Origin of the sequence: Bacteroides fragilis (assembly GCF_019583405.1) — a bacterium.
GTDB lineage: Bacteria > Bacteroidota > Bacteroidia > Bacteroidales > Bacteroidaceae > Bacteroides > Bacteroides fragilis_B.
On record NZ_SZUU01000005.1, the window covers coordinates 224,386 to 242,339 of the forward strand.

The following is a 17,954-nucleotide window of genomic DNA, read 5'->3' on the forward strand; positions in this document are numbered from 1 at the left end:
TTTATTCAACGAAAATGTTTTTTCTTTGTAGCATCTTAATAACGAAAAGCTATGAAAACAAAGATCTACCTGCTATTTATTACTACCTTATTCTTCTGCGCCGGTTGTGGAAACAAGAACGGCGGGCAGAAACAGAGGTCGGTAAGTGCAGCAAAGGATACATATATAAATCCTTTGTTTCCGGAAGGAGCCGATCCGAGTGCTCTGTTCCATAATGGCAAGTATTATTATACACATGGGACAGAAGATAAAATCCTGCTTTGGGAAACGTCTGACATTACCGATATGGCTCACTCTGTTTGTAAAATGGTGTGGCGTCCGGAAGATCCGTCCAATTGTTGTCACCTCTGGGCACCGGAGATTCATTATATAAATGATAAATGGTATATTTATTATGCTGCCGATGATGGCAATACGGACAACCATCAGTTGTACGTACTTGAAAACTCTTCTCCCGATCCCATGCAGGGTAAATTTGAAATGAAGGGGAGCATTATGACCAATCCCGAATGGAATTGGGGTATACAAGCCACTACTTTCGAACATAAGGGAGTTCGTTATTTAGCCTGGTCCGGTTGGCCCAAGAGAAGAACCAATGCTGAAACTCAATGTATCTATATTGCCCGGATGAAAGACCCGTGGACACTTGACTCTCCTCGTGTCTTGATATCCAGACCCGAATATGAGTGGGAACGCCAGTGGGTAAATCCGGATGGTAGCCGTACGGCTTATCCTATTTATGTGAATGAAGGACCTCAGTTCTTCCATTCGAAGGATAATAAGACATTGATTCTCTATTATGCCGCCAGTGGTTCATGGTCACCTTATTATTGCATCGGAATGCTGACTGCCGATGCCGAAAGTGATCTGCTCGATCCGGCCTCTTGGACAAAAAGTCCGGTTCCGGTATTCCAGCAATCGTTGGAAAACGAAGTATACGGTCCGGGTGGTCTCTCGTTTGTTCCTTCGCCCGATGGCACGGAGTGGTATATGATTTACCATGCCCGTCAGGTAACCAACGGAGATACCGGTAGTCCTGAGACCCGCAATCCGCGGATACAGAAAATAGGATGGGATGCTAACGGAATGCCCGATTTAGGGATTCCGGTTCGTGCAGGAGTCGCCTTGCCGAAGCCTTCGGGTATTCCCTTGAAATAAAATAGTTATTTAGAACGTTTTTCCTTAGTTTGACAGGTAGCCGACTACCTGCCCGGGGAACGTATTGCGTAATCAATAGGTTAAACATAATTTGAAGACAATGAAAAAGAGCATTTTAATTGCAGTTCTGACAGCGTCGATAGCTACTTCCGCTTTTGCACAATGGAAACCGGCAGGAGACAAAATCAAGACAAAGTGGGCTGAGCAGGTGAATCCTGAAAATGTACTGCCCGAGTATCCGCGTCCGGTAATGGAACGGGGAGAGTGGAAAAACCTCAATGGTTTGTGGAATTATGCCATCACAGAAAAGGGAGCCGTTCCTTCGGCTTATGAAGGACAGATCCTGGTTCCTTTTGCCGTAGAGTCCAGCCTTTCAGGTGTTGGTAAGAAAGTAAGTCCCGATGAGGAACTCTGGTATCAGCGTACCTTCACTGTACCTGCCACTTGGAAAGGTAAAAAGGTGATGCTGAATTTCGGTGCTGTAGACTGGAAAGCCGATATTTGGGTGAATGATATTAAAGTAGGGCAGCATACCGGCGGATTTACTCCTTTCTCGCTTGACATTACAGCTGCTTTGGCTGCTAAGGGAGACAATAAGCTCGTAGTGAAAGTATGGGATCCGACAGACCGCGGACCTCAGCCTCGCGGCAAACAGGTGAACCGTCCCGAAGGTATCTGGTATACGGCCGTGACAGGTATCTGGCAGACTGTTTGGATGGAACCTGTGGCCGAACGTCATATAACGAATGTTCGTACTTCTTCGGATATCGACCGAAAGAAACTGACCGTAGATGTTGCTACCAGTACCGGTTGTCCTTCCGAAGTTATTGAAGTGAAAGTGTTCGATGGCAAACAATTGGTTGCTACCGGAAAAGGACTGAATGGCCAGACCATCGACATTCAGATGCCTGCCGATGCAAAATTGTGGAGTCCTGCCTCTCCGGCTCTTTATTCTATGCAGATTGCCCTGTTGAGCAACGGTAAAGTGACTGATAAAGTAGACAGTTACACAGCTATGCGTAAATATTCTACCCGCCGTGATAAGAACGGGATTGTACGCCTGCAACTGAATAATGAAGATGTGTTCCAGTTCGGTCCGCTCGATCAAGGATGGTGGCCCGACGGATTGTATACAGCTCCGACAGACGAGGCATTGGTGTATGACATCCAGAAAACCAAAGATTTCGGATTCAATATGATCCGTAAGCATGTGAAGGTAGAGCCGGCACGTTGGTATACACACTGCGATAAACTGGGTATCATTGTATGGCAGGATATGCCGAACGGCGACCGTGAACCGGAGTGGCAGATGTATAATTACTTCACGGGTAACGAGCTGAACCGTAGTGAAGAGTCGGAACATATTTATCGTAAAGAGTGGAAAGAGATCATGGATTATCTGTACAACTATCCTTGCATCGGTGTATGGGTTCCGTTCAATGAGCGTTGGGGACAGTTCAAGACCGAAGATATTGCGGCATGGACAAAGAAGTATGATCCTTCACGCTTGGTGAACCCGGCAAGTGGCGGCAATCACTTCCCTTGCGGTGACATTCTCGATTTGCATCATTATCCCAATCCGTCCCTCGACTTCTATGATGCCGGACGTGTTACTGTATTGGGTGAATATGGTGGTATCGGACTGGCATTAAACGAACACCTTTGGGAACCGAATCACAACTGGGGATACGTAAAGTTCAATTCTCCGGAGAAAGTAACGAAACAATATGTTGAGTACGGCAATGAATTGTACCGGTTGATTCAGCGAGGTTTCTCGGCTGCTGTCTACACACAGACCACTGATGTGGAAATGGAAGTGAACGGACTGATGACATATGACCGTAAGGTGATTAAGGTGAATGAAGCCCAGGTGAAGGCTATCAATACCAAGATATGCAATTCTTTAAATAAGTGATTAGAGTAGGGTGTCGATAGGTACACAAGTTTTTGATTAAGGTATAGATTGTTGAAGGATACGATTTTGAGTGAAACATACAAATAAATAAAATAATGAAAAAACTATTTGCAATGGCTTTAGCAGTCGGTATGCTATGTAATGCACAGGCAGCCGATTTGTACAAAGCGAGTAAAAATGTAGCTTTGCGTGCTCCGGCAGTGCCTCTCATCACTTCCGACCCTTATCTGTCCATCTGGTCGCCCACAGATGCACTGAATGAAAGCAGCACGATGCATTGGACCGGAACGGAACATCCTTTGTTGGGTGCCATACGTGTGGATGGGAAAACCTATCGTTTTATGGGCAAAGATAAGTTGAACCTTGAGACTCTTGTTCCGATGACGGATACCGATACCTGGCAGGGAAGTTATACTTTTGACCAGCCGGCTGCGGGATGGAATACCCTTTCGTTCAATGCTGCCGGATGGAAAGAGGGACAAGGTGCTTTCGGTACTCCCGATATGCCTCGTGTCCAGACTCGCTGGACTACTCCGGATATCTGGGTTCGTCGTGAATTTCAGATCAATGACGACCTGAACGGAGAAACCATCTATCTGAAATATTCGCACGACGATGTATTCGAACTCTACCTGAATGGTGAAAAGCTGGTTGCTACGGACTATTCATGGAACAACGACGTATTACTCGAACTATCGGACGCAGCCAAGAAGAAGCTGCAAAAAGGAAAAAACGTACTTGCCGCACACTGTCACAACACAACAGGAGGTGCTTATGTAGATTTCGGCCTTTATCGCCTGAACAAACAGACGACGGGCTTTGAGACGGCAGCCGTCCAGAAATCGGTAAGCGTACTCCCCACACAAACTTACTACACGTTTACTTGCGGTCCGGTGGAACTGGACCTGGTGTTTACCGCACCTTTGATGATGGACGACCTCGATTTGTTGTCTACTCCCGTTAATTATATTTCTTACCGCGTTCGTTCGCTGGACAAAAAGCAACATGATGTGCAGATGTATGTGGAGACCACTCCGCAGCTTGCCATCAATGAACTGACGCAACCTACCCGTTCGAAAGTGATCCGCCGTAACGGTATCAATTATGTACAGGCAGGGACTATCGACCAGCCTATCCTCGCACGAAAAGGAGACGGTATCTGTATTGATTGGGGATATGCTTATCTGGCAGGAAATATAGGTGCCAATAAGGCTGTAAGCCTGGGTAACTATTATGGTATGAAGAACGAGTTTGCTACCAAGGGTTCTTTGTTGCCTACACAAGCCGAGTGCGTGACCCGTCGTGCCGACCAGATGCCGGCTATGGCCTATACCGATAACCTGGGCAAAGTAGGTGCCGATGGCAAATCCGACTTCCTGATGTTGGGTTACGATGATATTTATGCTATCGAATACTTCTACCAGCCTCGTATGGCTTACTGGAAACATGACGGTGAAGTGACTATCTTTGATGCCTTCGAACGTGCCAAGACCAATTATGCATCTGTCATGGAACGTTGTCGCGCTTACGACGAAATGATTCTGAACGATGCAGAAAAAGCAGGTGGCAAAGAATACTCTGAACTGTGTGCATTAGCTTACCGCCAGGTAATCGCTGCCCATAAGCTGTTCAAGGATGCGGATGGTAACTTGCTCTTCTTCTCTAAAGAGAATAATAGTAACGGTTGTATCAATACTGTCGACCTGACTTATCCGTCTGCTCCGCTCTTTCTGGCTTATAACCCCGAATTGCAGAAAGGCATGATGACCAGTATCTTTGAATATAGTGCCAGCGGACGTTGGAACAAACCTTTCCCGGCTCATGACATAGGTACATATCCTATTGCGAATGGACAGGTTTACGGAGGAGATATGCCGATTGAAGAGGGTGGAAACATGGTGGTCCTGACTGCTGCTATTGCCAAAGTAGAAGGAAATGCCGATTATGCCAAGAAGTATTGGGATTTACTGACTATCTGGACGGATTATTTGGTAGAATACGGACAAGATCCCGAAAATCAACTTTGTACCGATGACTTTGCCGGGCACTGGGCACACAATGCCAATCTTTCGGTAAAAGCTATCATGGGAGTAGCCGGTTATAGCGAAATGGCCCGTATGCTCGGTATGAATGATGTAGCCGACCAATATGCCGCTAAAGCCAAAGCCATGGCTACCAAATGGGAACAAATGGCACGCGAAGGCGATCATTACCGTCTGGCTTTCGACCGTGAGAATACCTGGAGTCAGAAATACAATATGATTTGGGACAAAATGTGGAATCTGCACCTCTTCCCCAACAATGTGATGGAGAAAGAAGTCGCTTACTATCTGACCAAACAAAATCTTTATGGTCTCCCGTTGGATTCCCGCAAAGAATATACTAAGTCCGACTGGATTATGTGGAGTGCTGCTATGTCTTCGGACAAAGCGACTTTTGAAAAGTTCATTTCTCCCGTATATAAGTATGCCAACGAAACCGTATCACGCGTTCCGCTGAGTGACTGGCATTATACCGATAGTGGTAAATTTGTCGGTTTCAAGGCACGCTCTGTAATCGGTGGTTATTGGATGAAGGTATTGATGGATAAAATGCAGAAATAATAAGAACCGGTATATAATAGAGTTTACTGTTAAGGGTTGTATCCAAAGCTTGTTCAGCTTGGATACAACCCTTTCTTAATTTCCCTTTAAAGATACTCTATTGGAGCTCCTGACTAATTAACTAATAAGGATGTTGGGGTGTGAATCAATATTGACCGTAGGCCCAGTCTGCTTAACTCACCAAAGTTGGCCAACTTAGATAGGAGTCAAGTCAAATCAAACTTTGAGGGGAGTTATGTGAAAAAAGAGTGGCTAACAGTACATAACCATTAGCCACTTTTCTTATTTCTTAGCTTATGCAAGTTAGTTGTTGAAATTCAAACTTTCCACTACTTGATTTGCATTATTTATAAACTTCCAGTTCGTAAATACGTGTATCTCTGCCTCCGGTGCTTTGTGTAGGACGAGTCACAAGCAGACGGATGTAACGTACTTTTCCGTCATAGTTCAGCGGACGTGAAACGACATTTGCATGGTTACCGTCGATAGCATCCAGAGTCGTCCATTCATCGCCCGGGTTCATTTTACCTTGCAGGAAGCAACCATTGGTGATGTATGAGTGACTTTCCTGTCCGGCGTTCACCATCTTCCAACCACTGATGTTTTGTGCTTCACCCAGATCGAAGTCTACGTAGTTCGGAGTCTGCGAAACGTCACACCACTTTGTATCCGTTTTACCATCCAGCAGGAAGTCCGGTTTTTCTTCATCGTTGGTATATCCGGAGCAAGCAATGATTTTAGCTCCTTTCAGGATATTTTCGCGTACTGCTTCTTTATCATTTCCGGCAGTAGCTGCATTACCTACGTTATTGGTGCGGAAAAGAGTGCCGGCAACGGTTGTAGCCGGTTCATTTTCGGCAACCAGAGTAGCAGCAAACAAAACCACTTTCTCATTTCGGGGCAAGATTACGCTGGTAGCTCCCTTCGGAATATCCATACTAAACTTGAACATATAAGTGAATTCATAAGGCTGATCACCGTTGGATGCATGGCGGTGTGTACCTACATAGGCGATCTCGGCGTCTTTCAGATATCCTTCGGTGTGTCCTTTATGTCCCCATTGGCCGATGAAGCCGGTATAAGAAGGTACAACGAATGAAGCGGTCTGCTTGCCAATGCGGAAGTCGGCCTGATTGTCTCCTTCGGTAGAGGCGGCGAGGATATAGAGACGGTTGTATTTGTTTTCCGCAGGCAGTTGCAAGGTATCACCTTCACAAGTCATTCCGTTCGCAATCTCTTTTTCTCCCAAGCGGAAAGTGATCTGACCGGCTATCAGTGAATCCGGCAGAAGTTCGGCTGCAAAAGAATAACCCGATTCGAAGTCGCCTTCTCCACGGAATTCATTATAAGAAGCACATTTGCGGTCGTAGTCAAGCGGTAAAGCGGCATATTCGATCGGAGACGCCTCACGTCCCGATGGTTTGAGGCGTACTTTGTAAGTTCTTACAGAATAAGGAGTGATGTTTACCTGCAACTTGTTTCCTTCGAAAGTTGCATTGCCGATTGTCTTTTCTGTACCGTTGGCTTCGCTGGCACTGATGATTTCCCCTGCAAAGGTCAGTGTGGCGCTCTGTGCTTTCCGGCCTTCGGTTTCGTATACGCGCACTACATACTCATCGGTTTCTTCCGCTTTCTTCAGTGCCTTGATCAATACATTGCGGTTGTCCGAAGCGACAAACGAGAACGATTTTCCGGCATTTCCTTTGTGCTTTTCCGTACGGAAGGCTTTCAGTTGCTGGTTCAGCTTTTCGGCTTTCTCTACAGTGGCGGGTTTATCCAAGGCTCCCTGATGTGGTATCAGGCTGTAGGTGAAGGTATGATGGCCGAAATCCTGGTGATCCTGATATGCATAACCGTTGCGTGTTTCCGGTGTGTGAAGTAGTGTGAGGCGAAGTGTATGGTTATCCGGCTTGTCCCATCCATATTTGCTGTCGTTCATCACCGATACACCATAACTTCCGTCACGGTCGGTCAGGTCGGCCCAATATTGTGCGTATACTTCGTAAGCTGTTTCGGTATTGTTGCCACGTTGTATGCTGCCGATACCCAAGTCATACGTAGCCTTTTCGTTTTCAAGATTGAGCGGGAATTCGGCTTTTAACAATGCATTGGTCGATTGCCAGTCTATTTCGTTATAGAAGTCGATGCATTCTGCACGACTACCTTCATACAGACGTATGTATTGACGGAAGACAGATTCTCCGTGACGTTTCTCGACACAAAGCGATTTACGTAAAGTTCCGTCTTCAACCAAAGATATTTTCACGTCATCCGTAATCGAAACCGGAGTGCGGTCGGTTGTTTCTTTCAGCACTTCCCATGCCGGCCAATTGTATGACTTGTTCTGAGTGAAGAGTGCCAGGCGGATTGCTTTCCCGGCTTTCACCAGCTCTTTGCCGTTCTTTTTGTCAGTCAGAGAGACGATATCTCCATTTTTATCCAATGTAATCTTGTACAGAGAGTTTTCCAAGGTATTGACGTTCGTCGAGACGTTGCTTGCACCGGTTCCTGATGTGCGTACGTCATATACCACATATCCTGTAGCCGGAACTGTTGCTTCTACCAGGATGCGTGCCTTTCCGTCGGTATAAGAAATGAGCTGGGCCGATACTTTTTTGCCCTTTTCATCGTACACCGTTATCCCTTTGGGAGCTTTCGGAAGGTCAAGTTCTATTTCCGCAATATCTGTAACCGCAAATCCGAGTGCATTATAAAGGATTACCGGAATACCGCTGACCCGTGTATCCAATTCCCTGCCGATACCATGAATGGAAGAAGTCAGTACATTGGAGAACTGTTTCAGTGAGATCAGTTCGTCATTCCATGAAAATTCATAGGCACGCGGTATACTGGTTCCTGTCAGGTCATCGTGGAACTGATGATAAATGAAGCGTTTCCATGCTTCATTGATGGTGCTTCCCGGATATTTGGCCTGATTCAGCCATTCGGCAGTTACGGCAGATCTTTCGGCAGCATCTCCCAGCAATTCGTTCTGGCGGTTGTACAATTTCATGGCAGCCTGTGAGGTGTAGCATCCTGTACCGTGAACATCCATCAACAGTTCACCGTCGAATACCGGTAATTCCGGATGATTCTTATAAGGAAGGTAATCTTTGTAAAGCTGGTCGCTGGTTGCACTGACTATTTCTACCGGACCGTTCCCTTGAAGCCCTTTCTCCACAGATCGGACGGACCCCAGTGTCGGTGATCCGCCGATATCGCCTGTACCGTAATATCTGTATACTGTATTAAGAGGTGTACGGCCTGCCAGCTCTTTCAGTTGTTTGTTTTCTGAAAGGTCTTCGTCATTCCATCTTCTGCCATAATCATATCCATGTGCCAGCATGATAGACGATCCGTCTATTCCTTTCCATAAGCCGATGGTGAACGGATGCTTGCTCTTACCATAGAACGGATGCACACGCCAGTCCAGCTTTTGTGAAGAGAAACCAATCAGGCCGCAGTGCGAAGCGACAGTAGGCAGTGTCCAGCCAAATCCGAAACAGTCGGGCAGGAAGATGTCCGTGCTTTCTACTCCGAATTCTTGTCTGTAATACTGTTGTCCCAGCATAATGTTGCGGATGAACGATTCAGTCGAGGGTACCAGAGCGTCCGTTGCGTCCCAGCTACTTCCGGAAATGTGCCAGCGGCCTTCCCCGATGTACTTCTTCATTTCTTCGTATTGTGCAGGATAGTACTCTTTCATCCAGGCATATTTCACTCCGCCTTCAAAGTTGAACACATAGTTCGGATACTTTTTCAGCAGAAACAGGTTCTGGTTGATCGTGTTCCATACATACTCTTTAATGGTAGTCTGTACATCCCAGTTCCACTGAGTGTCCAAATGGGCATCTGCCACCATGTAGGCTTTCGCCTTTTTCTCCTGTTTGTTCCCTTGGGCGTACGAGGCTCCTCCGGACAACAGCAGGGTAGCTGCCAGCATAGCAATGTGTAATTTCATGTTTGCTTATTACATTATTAAATTAATAAATGAGGAATTATACAAAGGTGACCAAATTCGTAGAAAGGAGATGAAAAATACTGTTCAATAAATAGCAGAATCTGTTCAGATGTGCTTTTTGAGCTCTGTGAATAGGGTTGAAATATTGAAAAAGAACAGATTTTGTTGTTTATTGAACGAAAATTATCGTCTTATTAGCTAAATATAACTTTCCTTTGCAATGTTTCGAAACCGTAAGAGCTATACTATGAAATACATCCCGTCTTATAATCCGAGGATTATTTCCATAACGATGCTTTTATACATTAAAGATTTATAGAACCTGTTTTTTAAATTTATGTACTATGCGTAAAAAAGAACAAATGTTTTGGCTCGCAAGTCGTAGCAGAATGTGGCGCATACCACTTTGTATGGCTGCCTTTTCGCTTTTGCCAAGTGCCTACAGTTTCGCCAGCGCCGAAAACCCGGCAGCAGAAACTGTATGGGCTGTGAACTCCGTTCAACAACAACGGACCGTAAAGGGTATAGTTATCGACGCCAATGGCGAAGCGGTAATTGGTGCTAACGTAAAAGAGCCGGGGAGTACAACTGGTACCATCACCGATATGAACGGTGAATTCTCGCTGAGTGTCGGCCCTAAAGCTACACTTGAAATCTCATTTATTGGTTACACAACACAAAAAGTAAACGTAGGCGCATCAAACACAGTTAAAGTAATTCTACAGGAAGACACAAAAGTACTCGATGAAGTCGTTATTACCGGTTTCGGTATGTCACAGAAGAAAGCTACTTTGACAGGTGCCGTTTCTGCGATTAAATCAACGGATATTGAGCGTTCAGCTGCATCTACTGCTTCAGGAGCATTGGTTGGTAAGATCGCAGGTCTGAATACTCGTATGCAAGATGGTCGTCCTGGTGCTTCTACTGCATTGCAGATTCGTAATATGGGTACCCCGCTGTTTGTGATTGATGGTGTGCAGTCGGATGAAGGGCAATTTAATAATATGGACTTTAATGATATTGAAAACATTTCAATATTGAAAGATGCTTCTGCTGCTATTTATGGTATTCGTGCTGCTAATGGTGTAGTAGTGGTAACTACTAAGAAAGGACAACAGAAGAGTAAAAATACAGTTTCTGTCAATGCTTATTATGGCTGGCAGAAAAACTCAAGATGGATTCAACCCGCTGATGCTAAAACGTATGTAAATGCATATACAGCTGCTGAGACTTGGGCCGGCCGAACTGATGGAGAACGTAAATTCTCAAGAGAGGATTATGATAAGTGGATGGCTGGTACGGAGAAAGGTTATACAGGATTTGACTGGGGAGATTATATTTGGAAGACATCTCCACAATATTATGTAAATACTAACTTTTCCGGAGGTTCGGATAAAGCCAACTATTATGTATCTGTATCACACATCAATCAAGATGCCACAGTTCGTAATTATGGTGGATTCAAACGTACCAATGTTCAGATGAATATTGATATGAAAGTCAATGATCGTTTTAAGATTGGAGCAAGTATGAATGGTCGTATCGAATCACGTAAGAATCCTGGAGTTCCGGGAGGTGATGATTATGATCTTCCTTTGTATTCTAACTTGAAGAACTGGCCGACAATGGGTCCGTACGCGAATGATAATCCTCTTTATCCGCAAAAGGTCTCAACAGATATTAATACCAATTTTGCCCTTTTGAACTATGAGAACTCTGGTAAGATGACGGATGATTGGCGTGTGCTTCAAATGCAGGCTACAGCAGAATACGAACTACTGAAAGGATTGAAGGCCAAGGGAATGGTGGGATACTATTTCGCTTATAGAGAAATGGAAAATCATGAATATCCTTTTAAATTGTATCGATATAATCAGGCTAATGATACTTATGAAGTAGCTGAATCAATGAATACTCCTTATCGTGAACGTATTCGCCATAGAAATGAAGATTTATTCTCTAATTTCCAATTGAATTTTGATCGTAAGTTTGGGGATCATTATATTAATGCTATTGCCGGTTTTGAAGCTTCTCAGCGCAAGAGTCCGAATTTCAATATAATCTCAAGTCCGGTAGCTAATAATTTGAACTTGATTCAATTTAAAGAAATTAAAACGTTTAATGATAACGGAAATGATACCCAAGCTCGAATGGGATATTTAGGACGCATCAATTATAGTTATGCTGATAAATATTTAATTGAATTTATTGGTCGTTGGGATGGTTCTTGGAAGTTCCGTCCGGGAAATCGTTGGGGATTCTTCCCTTCAGCATCTTTAGGATGGAGAATTTCTCAGGAAAAATTCTGGCAAGAGAGTAAATTGGCAAATATTTTCTCTGACTTTAAGATTCGTGGTTCTTATGGTGTAGTAGGAGATGATAATGTAAGTGATTATTCTGCATTTGATTATTTGGCCGGTTATGACTACAATAAAGGAGGTTCGGTTATCGACGGACAGTATGTTGTAGGATCTGCTCCTCGTGGATTGCCCAATCAGACATTATCATGGATAAAAGCCAAAATATTGGATATTGGTGTGGATATGGGCTTCTTCAATAATCGGTTGACCGCTCAGTTTGACTTCTTCCGCCGATTACGTACAGGTATCCCGGAATCACGTTATGATGTATTGTTACCTTCTGAGGTTGGTTTTGGATTGCCGAAAGAGAATCTGAGATCAGATCTCCATATTGGTTATGATGCAATGGTGCGTTGGACAGATAATATCAATGATTTCAATTATAGCGCTGGCGCTAATGTGACTTATTCTCGTTTCTATGATTGGGAACAATATGATGATCGTCGCAGTAACTCTTGGGATAGATATCGCAATAGTATTTGGCATCGTGTAGGTTATATAAACTGGGGATATGAGGCTGTCGGACGCTTTGAAAATTGGGAGCAGATAGCGACTTATCCGGTAGATATTGACCGTAAAGGTAATCGTACAGTTGTGCCGGGTGATATCATCTACAAGGACGTAAATGGCGATGGTGTTATTAATTTTATGGATGAACGTCCTATTGGTTACAGACAGGATGGAACTCCTAACCTGAACTTTGGTATCAATTTATCTGCTAGTTGGAAGGGCTTTGATCTCTCGATGGACTGGACAGGTTCCGGAATGACTTCATGGATGCAAAAATGGGAAACAGCACGTCCATTCCAGAATGATGGAAATAGTCCCGATGAAGTATTGAAGGATGCTTGGCATTTAGCAGATGTTTGGGATGCTGATAGTGAGTTGATTCCTGGTAAATATCCTTTGATACGTATGAATAATGCTGAAGTATCTGCTTATGAAAAGAGTACATTCTGGCTGCATAATGTACGTTATATCAAATTGCGTAATTTGGAGTTCGGATATACTTTACCGAAAATTTTGTTAGCAAAATCGGGTATTAGTAATTTGCGTGTATATTTGTCTGGAACCAACCTGTTGACATTGACTAATGTACCTATTATTGATCCGGAAGGTTCTAAAGATAATGGCTTGATTTACCCAACGCCACGTATTATAAATCTTGGTATTAACCTCAAATTTTAGCAAACAATGAAAAAGAAAAATTTTATAGCTGTTGCTGCTTGTGCACTGGCATTAAGTAGTTGCAGTGGATTCCTGGACCAAAAGCCAGATCGCATTATGACGGAAGATCAAGTTTATGGAGATGTCAATCTGACAAAATCTGTATTGGCTAATTTCTATGAACGTATATCATTAGGCCAACATGTAGGAGATACGGATGGGTTCGCTCTGTTGGATGAGGCCATTACTTATGATACTAAAGATGATCAGGAAGTTGATCGTAACTGGTGGCGTACATATGATTATACATTGATTCGTAATATCAACCAATTTTTAAAAGGGTTGAGAGAATCGACTGCATTGTCTGAAGTTGAGAAAGCTCCTATGGAAGGAGAGGCTCGTTTTATACGTGCATGGGTTTATTTCTGTACTTGTCGTACTTTGGGAGGAATGCCGATTGTAGGTGATGAAGTGTACGATTATACTTCTGGTATGGATATTACCACCCTTCAAGTTCCTCGTGCAACAGAGTCTGAAATGTATGATTATATTATAGAAGAGTGTAAGGCCATTGCGGAAATGTTGCCGACCGAACCTTCAAAGAATGGGGCTCGCGCAACTAAATGGGCTGCAAAAATGCTTGAAGCGAGAGCAGCCGTTTATGCAGGTTCTATTGCCCGATACAATACAGTTGCCGATTATCCATTGTTGAACCCTGAAACAGGAGTAGTGGGTATTTCTTCAGAGAAAGCAACTGATTATTATAAGAAAGCGTTAGCTGCTGCAGAAGAGGTTATCAATAGTGGAAAATATTCTTTGATGAGAGTTGCTGATGATGCTACTCCGCAAGAGAAAGCAGACAACTTCTTTAAGGCTGTATGTGAAAAAAATGGCAATACAGAGGTCATTTGGTCACGTGATTATATTTATCCAGGGCAAACTCATGGCTATACCAAGTCAGTACAGCCCCATGATGGTGCCGAAGATGGAGGGAATAGCCGTTTATCTGCATTACTAAATCTGGTGGAAGCTTTTGAACCTATAGCTACAGATACTCCGGGAGAAGGGGCTAAGTTTGATGTTGGTACAAAGGATGATCCTAAATTTTATACTAATCCCGAAGATTTATTTGAAGGTCGCGATCCTCGTTTAGCCGGAACGATTCTTTATCCTGGTTCTTCTTTTAGAGATAAAACTGTCGTTTTGCAAACAGGACAATGGATTAAAAACGCTGATGGACAGTGGGAACAGAAATTGGGTCAGAGCCTTGGAGAAAAGGATGAACAAGGAAGGTATATTACAGCCTTGAATGGTCCAATGGTACGTAATGACCAACGTGAGTGTAATCGTACTGGTTTTTATATCCGTAAATATCTTGATAAAACGACTTCTGCCGGAACTGACCGTGGATCTGAGATGTGGAATGTTTATTTCCGTCTTTCTGAGGCTTATTTGATAGCTGCAGAAGCTGCTTATGAACTTAATGGTGGAAGTGATGCTACTGCTTTGAAATATATAAATGCAGTACGTTCCAGAGCAGGTGTTAAAGAATTGATTTCTGTTAACCATCAACAGATTATGCATGAGAATCAAGTAGAGTTTGCCTTTGAAGGCCATCGCTGGTGGGATTTGAAACGTTGGCGTCAAGCTGATAAGATCTGGACAGGCTCAGAAATGGATATCACGGCTACACGCCGTGGTTTGTGGCCTTTCTTAGTTGTCTCAGATGATGATAAGAATGGAAAATGGGTGTTCTTTGAAGAAAACATGAATCGCTATTATAGAAATCCATTGAAATGTCTACCTAAACATTATTATGCTGAGTTAGATAATGGTTGGCTGAATAACAATCCGAAACTGGTGAAGAACCCGTATCAATAATCTTAAATTAGAAAGAAATAATGAAAGCAATATCCAAAATTTTTTCAGCACTACTATTGGTAATGATAGTTATTACCAGTTGTACAAAGGATAATTATGATGCTCCGGAATCAATGCTGACTGGAAAGGTCGTTTATGAAGGAGAGGCTTTGCAACTACGTGGAAATGAGGCGGTCCGATTGTTCCTTTATCAGCGTGGTTATGAAAAGCATGATCCGATTGAAGTTTTTGTAAATCAAGACGGAGCTTATTCCGCATGCTTATTTGACGGTGAGTATCAATTGATCACCAAAAGTGGTAATGGCCCTTGGTCAGAAGAAGGCCGCGATACTATTAATGTTATTGTCTCAGGCAATACTGTACAAAATGTAGAGGTCGTTCCTTATTACATGGTCAGAAATGCTGAGATGAAACTAAATGGTAATGTTGTGACAGCTTCCTTCAATGTAGAAAAGATTGCAGGAAAAGAAATAGACCGTGTCTTCTTTATGTTAGGAACAACTCAATACATAAATGATGGTGAACATAATGTTGATCGTTTTGATGATGCAGATGGTGCCAAAATGGCTGAAATCAATGTAACTGGCGCACGTTATGAGTTTACTCCTAAAGACTATACAGACAATAAAATGTTTCAAACAGCTTTGAAAAGAGGTACTCTTTTCGGTCGTATTTGTATATGGCCAAAAGGTTCTGATCAAGGAATTTACTCTGAAGTAATCCGACTGAAATAATTCATATCAATGTTTAATAGGGAAAAGGGTATCGGGCTTTCCTGATACCTTTTTCTTTTTCAATAAACCTTTTATTAACTCTTAAATTAATTGTATTATGAACAAGAAATTCTTTATTGCAATGTTGGCATTTGCATTATCTGGTATGACAAATGTAATGGCTAATACATCAAAGGATGAAGTAGCAGAAGTAAGTAGTACGAATAAAGTGACAGCTACTGAGTATTATTTAGAAGCTGTGGGACAGAGTGGATCTGGCCTTTTTTATTCTATTGAACTTTTAGATTCCTCTCAAAGAAAACTAAAAATTATGACTAAAAGGGGAGGGCATGTTGAGATCAACTGTCATGGGCATGGTATTGTACCAGATGATCGTTTGTTTTATACAGCCGATAGTTGGACAGGAGAAATTATAACTGATGAGATTAATACTGAAGCTTTTACTATAAGTACAAGTTATAACGAGAGTGCAAGTAGCTCTACAATTAAATATGAAACTCGGTATTATTATATCAGAGAAAGATAATTTGATAACTGGTTAAAACTAAAGTCTCCTATATTTGGGTTTATTTCTGATAAACTGAATAAGGGGACTTTTCTTAATTTATATATTCAGCATGAAGAAACTTTTATTTTCCCTTTTTACTGTTTTTTCTTTCTGTGTTCCTTCCATTGCACAGCAGTATTCCAACCCCGTTATTAATTACAGCCTTCCCGACCCTACGGTTATCAAGGCAGATGATGGTTATTATTACCTGTACGCAACGGAAAATATCAGAAATCTTCCTATTCACCGATCGAAAGATATGGTAAACTGGAGCTTTGTGGGTACGGCTTTTACCAATGAAACCCGCCCTACATTTGAGCCGAAAGGAAATCTTTGGGCACCGGATATAAATAAAATCGGTGATCGGTATGTGATGTATTACTCCATGTCTGTTTGGGGTGGAGAGTGGACCTGCGGGATTGGTGTGGCTACGGCAGATAAACCTGAGGGACCTTTTACCGATCATGGAAAACTGTTCCGGAGCAATGAAATAGGGATTCAGAATTGTATCGATCCTTTCTATATAGAAGATGGTGGTAAGAAATACCTTTTTTGGGGAAGTTTTCATGGCATTTATGGAGCAGAACTAAGTGATGACGGGCTCTCCCTGAAAGAAGGAATGAAACTACAGCAGGTGGCAGGCACAGCCTATGAAGGAACTTATATTCACAAGCGGGGAGGTTACTACTATTTGTTTGCTTCCATCGGGCGCTGTTGTGAAGGGTTAAAGAGTACGTATACCACAGTGGTGGGGCGGTCGAAACACTTATTTGGCCCTTATGTAGATAAAAAAGGGGAATCGATGCTGGAAAATCATCATGAAGTGCTGATTGATAAAAATGAAGCATTCGTGGGTCCCGGGCACAACTCGGAGATCGTAACAGATGATAAAGGAGCGGATTGGATGTTTTATCACGCTGTCAGTGTGGCCAATCCTGAAGGAAGAGTGTTGATGCTCGACCGTGTAAACTGGAAAAAAGGATGGCCTGTTGTAGAGGGGAATACACCATCGTTGCAAGCAAAAGCGCCTGTTATCCGACACAAATAAGGGAGTAAACATCAGTATGCTACCATACTTCTAATGGTCTGTATACCGATATGTTACGTCTTATTCCGTTATCTCTATCTCGTCCCGCATACCCGGGCCCGTCAGCCCGGGTATGCGGGCTCATGGGCACAGGCACGCGGGCTCATGGGCCCGGGTATATGGGACGGGGTAAACATCGCACCATTTTCAGCTAAGTAATAGGGAAAAACAAAATGCTTTATACGGCATATTTGCTTAGAAAACTCGACTTTATTCTTTGTGAATCAGTTCTTTATTCTGAATTATTCTCCTAAAACAGTGGGTGGAAGATGGAAGATATAGGTGGAAGATAAACGGGCTGAAAACGCGATCTTCCACCAAGTCATCCTGCTGATTATTAGAATGATAATCGTTGAAAGGTGGAAGATGGAAGATTGAAATGCATTTTTTGTATGAGAGACGGTATAGCGAGAACTACAAATGAATTCTTTTCATATTGCTGAATGTGTTTCTTGGTCACGCAGAATATGGAATGGACAAATTCAGGTCAAAAGCCTGTTACATATGTTCCATTATTGATAGTAACCGGTTTATCCCTCGT

At 43.1% G+C, this 17,954-nt stretch carries 9 protein-coding genes; 8 read left to right on the forward strand and 1 reads right to left on the reverse strand.

Annotated elements, in window-relative coordinates:
• Positions 1–51: 51 nt before the first annotated feature.
• The 3 genes from FDF36_RS13295 to FDF36_RS13305 all read left to right on the forward strand — a co-directional run bounded on the left by FDF36_RS13295 (position 52) and on the right by FDF36_RS13305 (position 5,676).
• A complete protein-coding gene (locus tag FDF36_RS13295; protein ID WP_220391633.1) occupies positions 52–1,158 on the forward strand; it encodes a glycoside hydrolase family 43 protein in 1,107 nt (368 codons plus the stop codon).
• Between the two features lie 100 nt (positions 1,159–1,258).
• On the forward strand, positions 1,259–3,073 hold the full coding sequence (locus tag FDF36_RS13300) for a glycoside hydrolase family 2 protein (RefSeq protein WP_220391634.1): 1,815 nt from the start codon (positions 1,259–1,261) through the stop codon (positions 3,071–3,073).
• Positions 3,074–3,168: 95 nt separating this feature from the next.
• A complete protein-coding gene (locus FDF36_RS13305; RefSeq protein WP_220391635.1) occupies positions 3,169–5,676 on the forward strand; it encodes a glutaminase domain-containing protein in 2,508 nt (835 codons plus the stop codon).
• Positions 5,677–6,019: 343 nt separating this feature from the next.
• Here FDF36_RS13305 and FDF36_RS13310 read toward each other — a convergent pair whose 3' ends face one another.
• On the reverse strand, positions 6,020–9,637 hold the full coding sequence (locus FDF36_RS13310; RefSeq protein WP_220391636.1) for a glycoside hydrolase family 38 N-terminal domain-containing protein: 3,618 nt from the start codon (positions 9,635–9,637) through the stop codon (positions 6,020–6,022).
• Between the two features lie 344 nt (positions 9,638–9,981).
• Between FDF36_RS13310 and FDF36_RS13315 the strand changes: the two genes are divergently transcribed.
• From FDF36_RS13315 to FDF36_RS13335, 5 genes are all read left to right on the forward strand, one after another.
• Positions 9,982–13,185, forward strand: coding sequence for a SusC/RagA family TonB-linked outer membrane protein (locus tag FDF36_RS13315; RefSeq protein WP_022012519.1), 3,204 nt, complete (start codon positions 9,982–9,984; stop codon positions 13,183–13,185).
• 6 nt (positions 13,186–13,191) lie between these two features.
• Positions 13,192–15,045 (forward strand): RagB/SusD family nutrient uptake outer membrane protein, encoded by a 1,854-nt coding sequence (locus FDF36_RS13320; protein ID WP_220391637.1) that lies wholly within the window; start codon positions 13,192–13,194, stop codon positions 15,043–15,045.
• A 20-nt stretch (positions 15,046–15,065) separates the two neighbouring features.
• The gene (locus tag FDF36_RS13325) at positions 15,066–15,779 is read left to right on the forward strand and encodes a DUF3823 domain-containing protein (RefSeq protein ID WP_022012521.1); all 714 of its coding nucleotides are present in this window, start codon (positions 15,066–15,068) and stop codon (positions 15,777–15,779) included.
• A gap of 97 nt (positions 15,780–15,876) precedes the next feature.
• Positions 15,877–16,305 carry a hypothetical protein gene (locus tag FDF36_RS13330; RefSeq protein WP_220391638.1) on the forward strand — a complete coding sequence of 143 codons (429 nt, stop codon included), beginning with the start codon at positions 15,877–15,879 and terminating at the stop codon, positions 16,303–16,305.
• Positions 16,306–16,396: 91 nt separating this feature from the next.
• Positions 16,397–17,374, forward strand: a complete 978-nt coding sequence (locus FDF36_RS13335) for a family 43 glycosylhydrolase (protein ID WP_220391639.1) — start codon at positions 16,397–16,399, stop codon at positions 17,372–17,374.
• Positions 17,375–17,954: the final 580 nt, after the last annotated feature.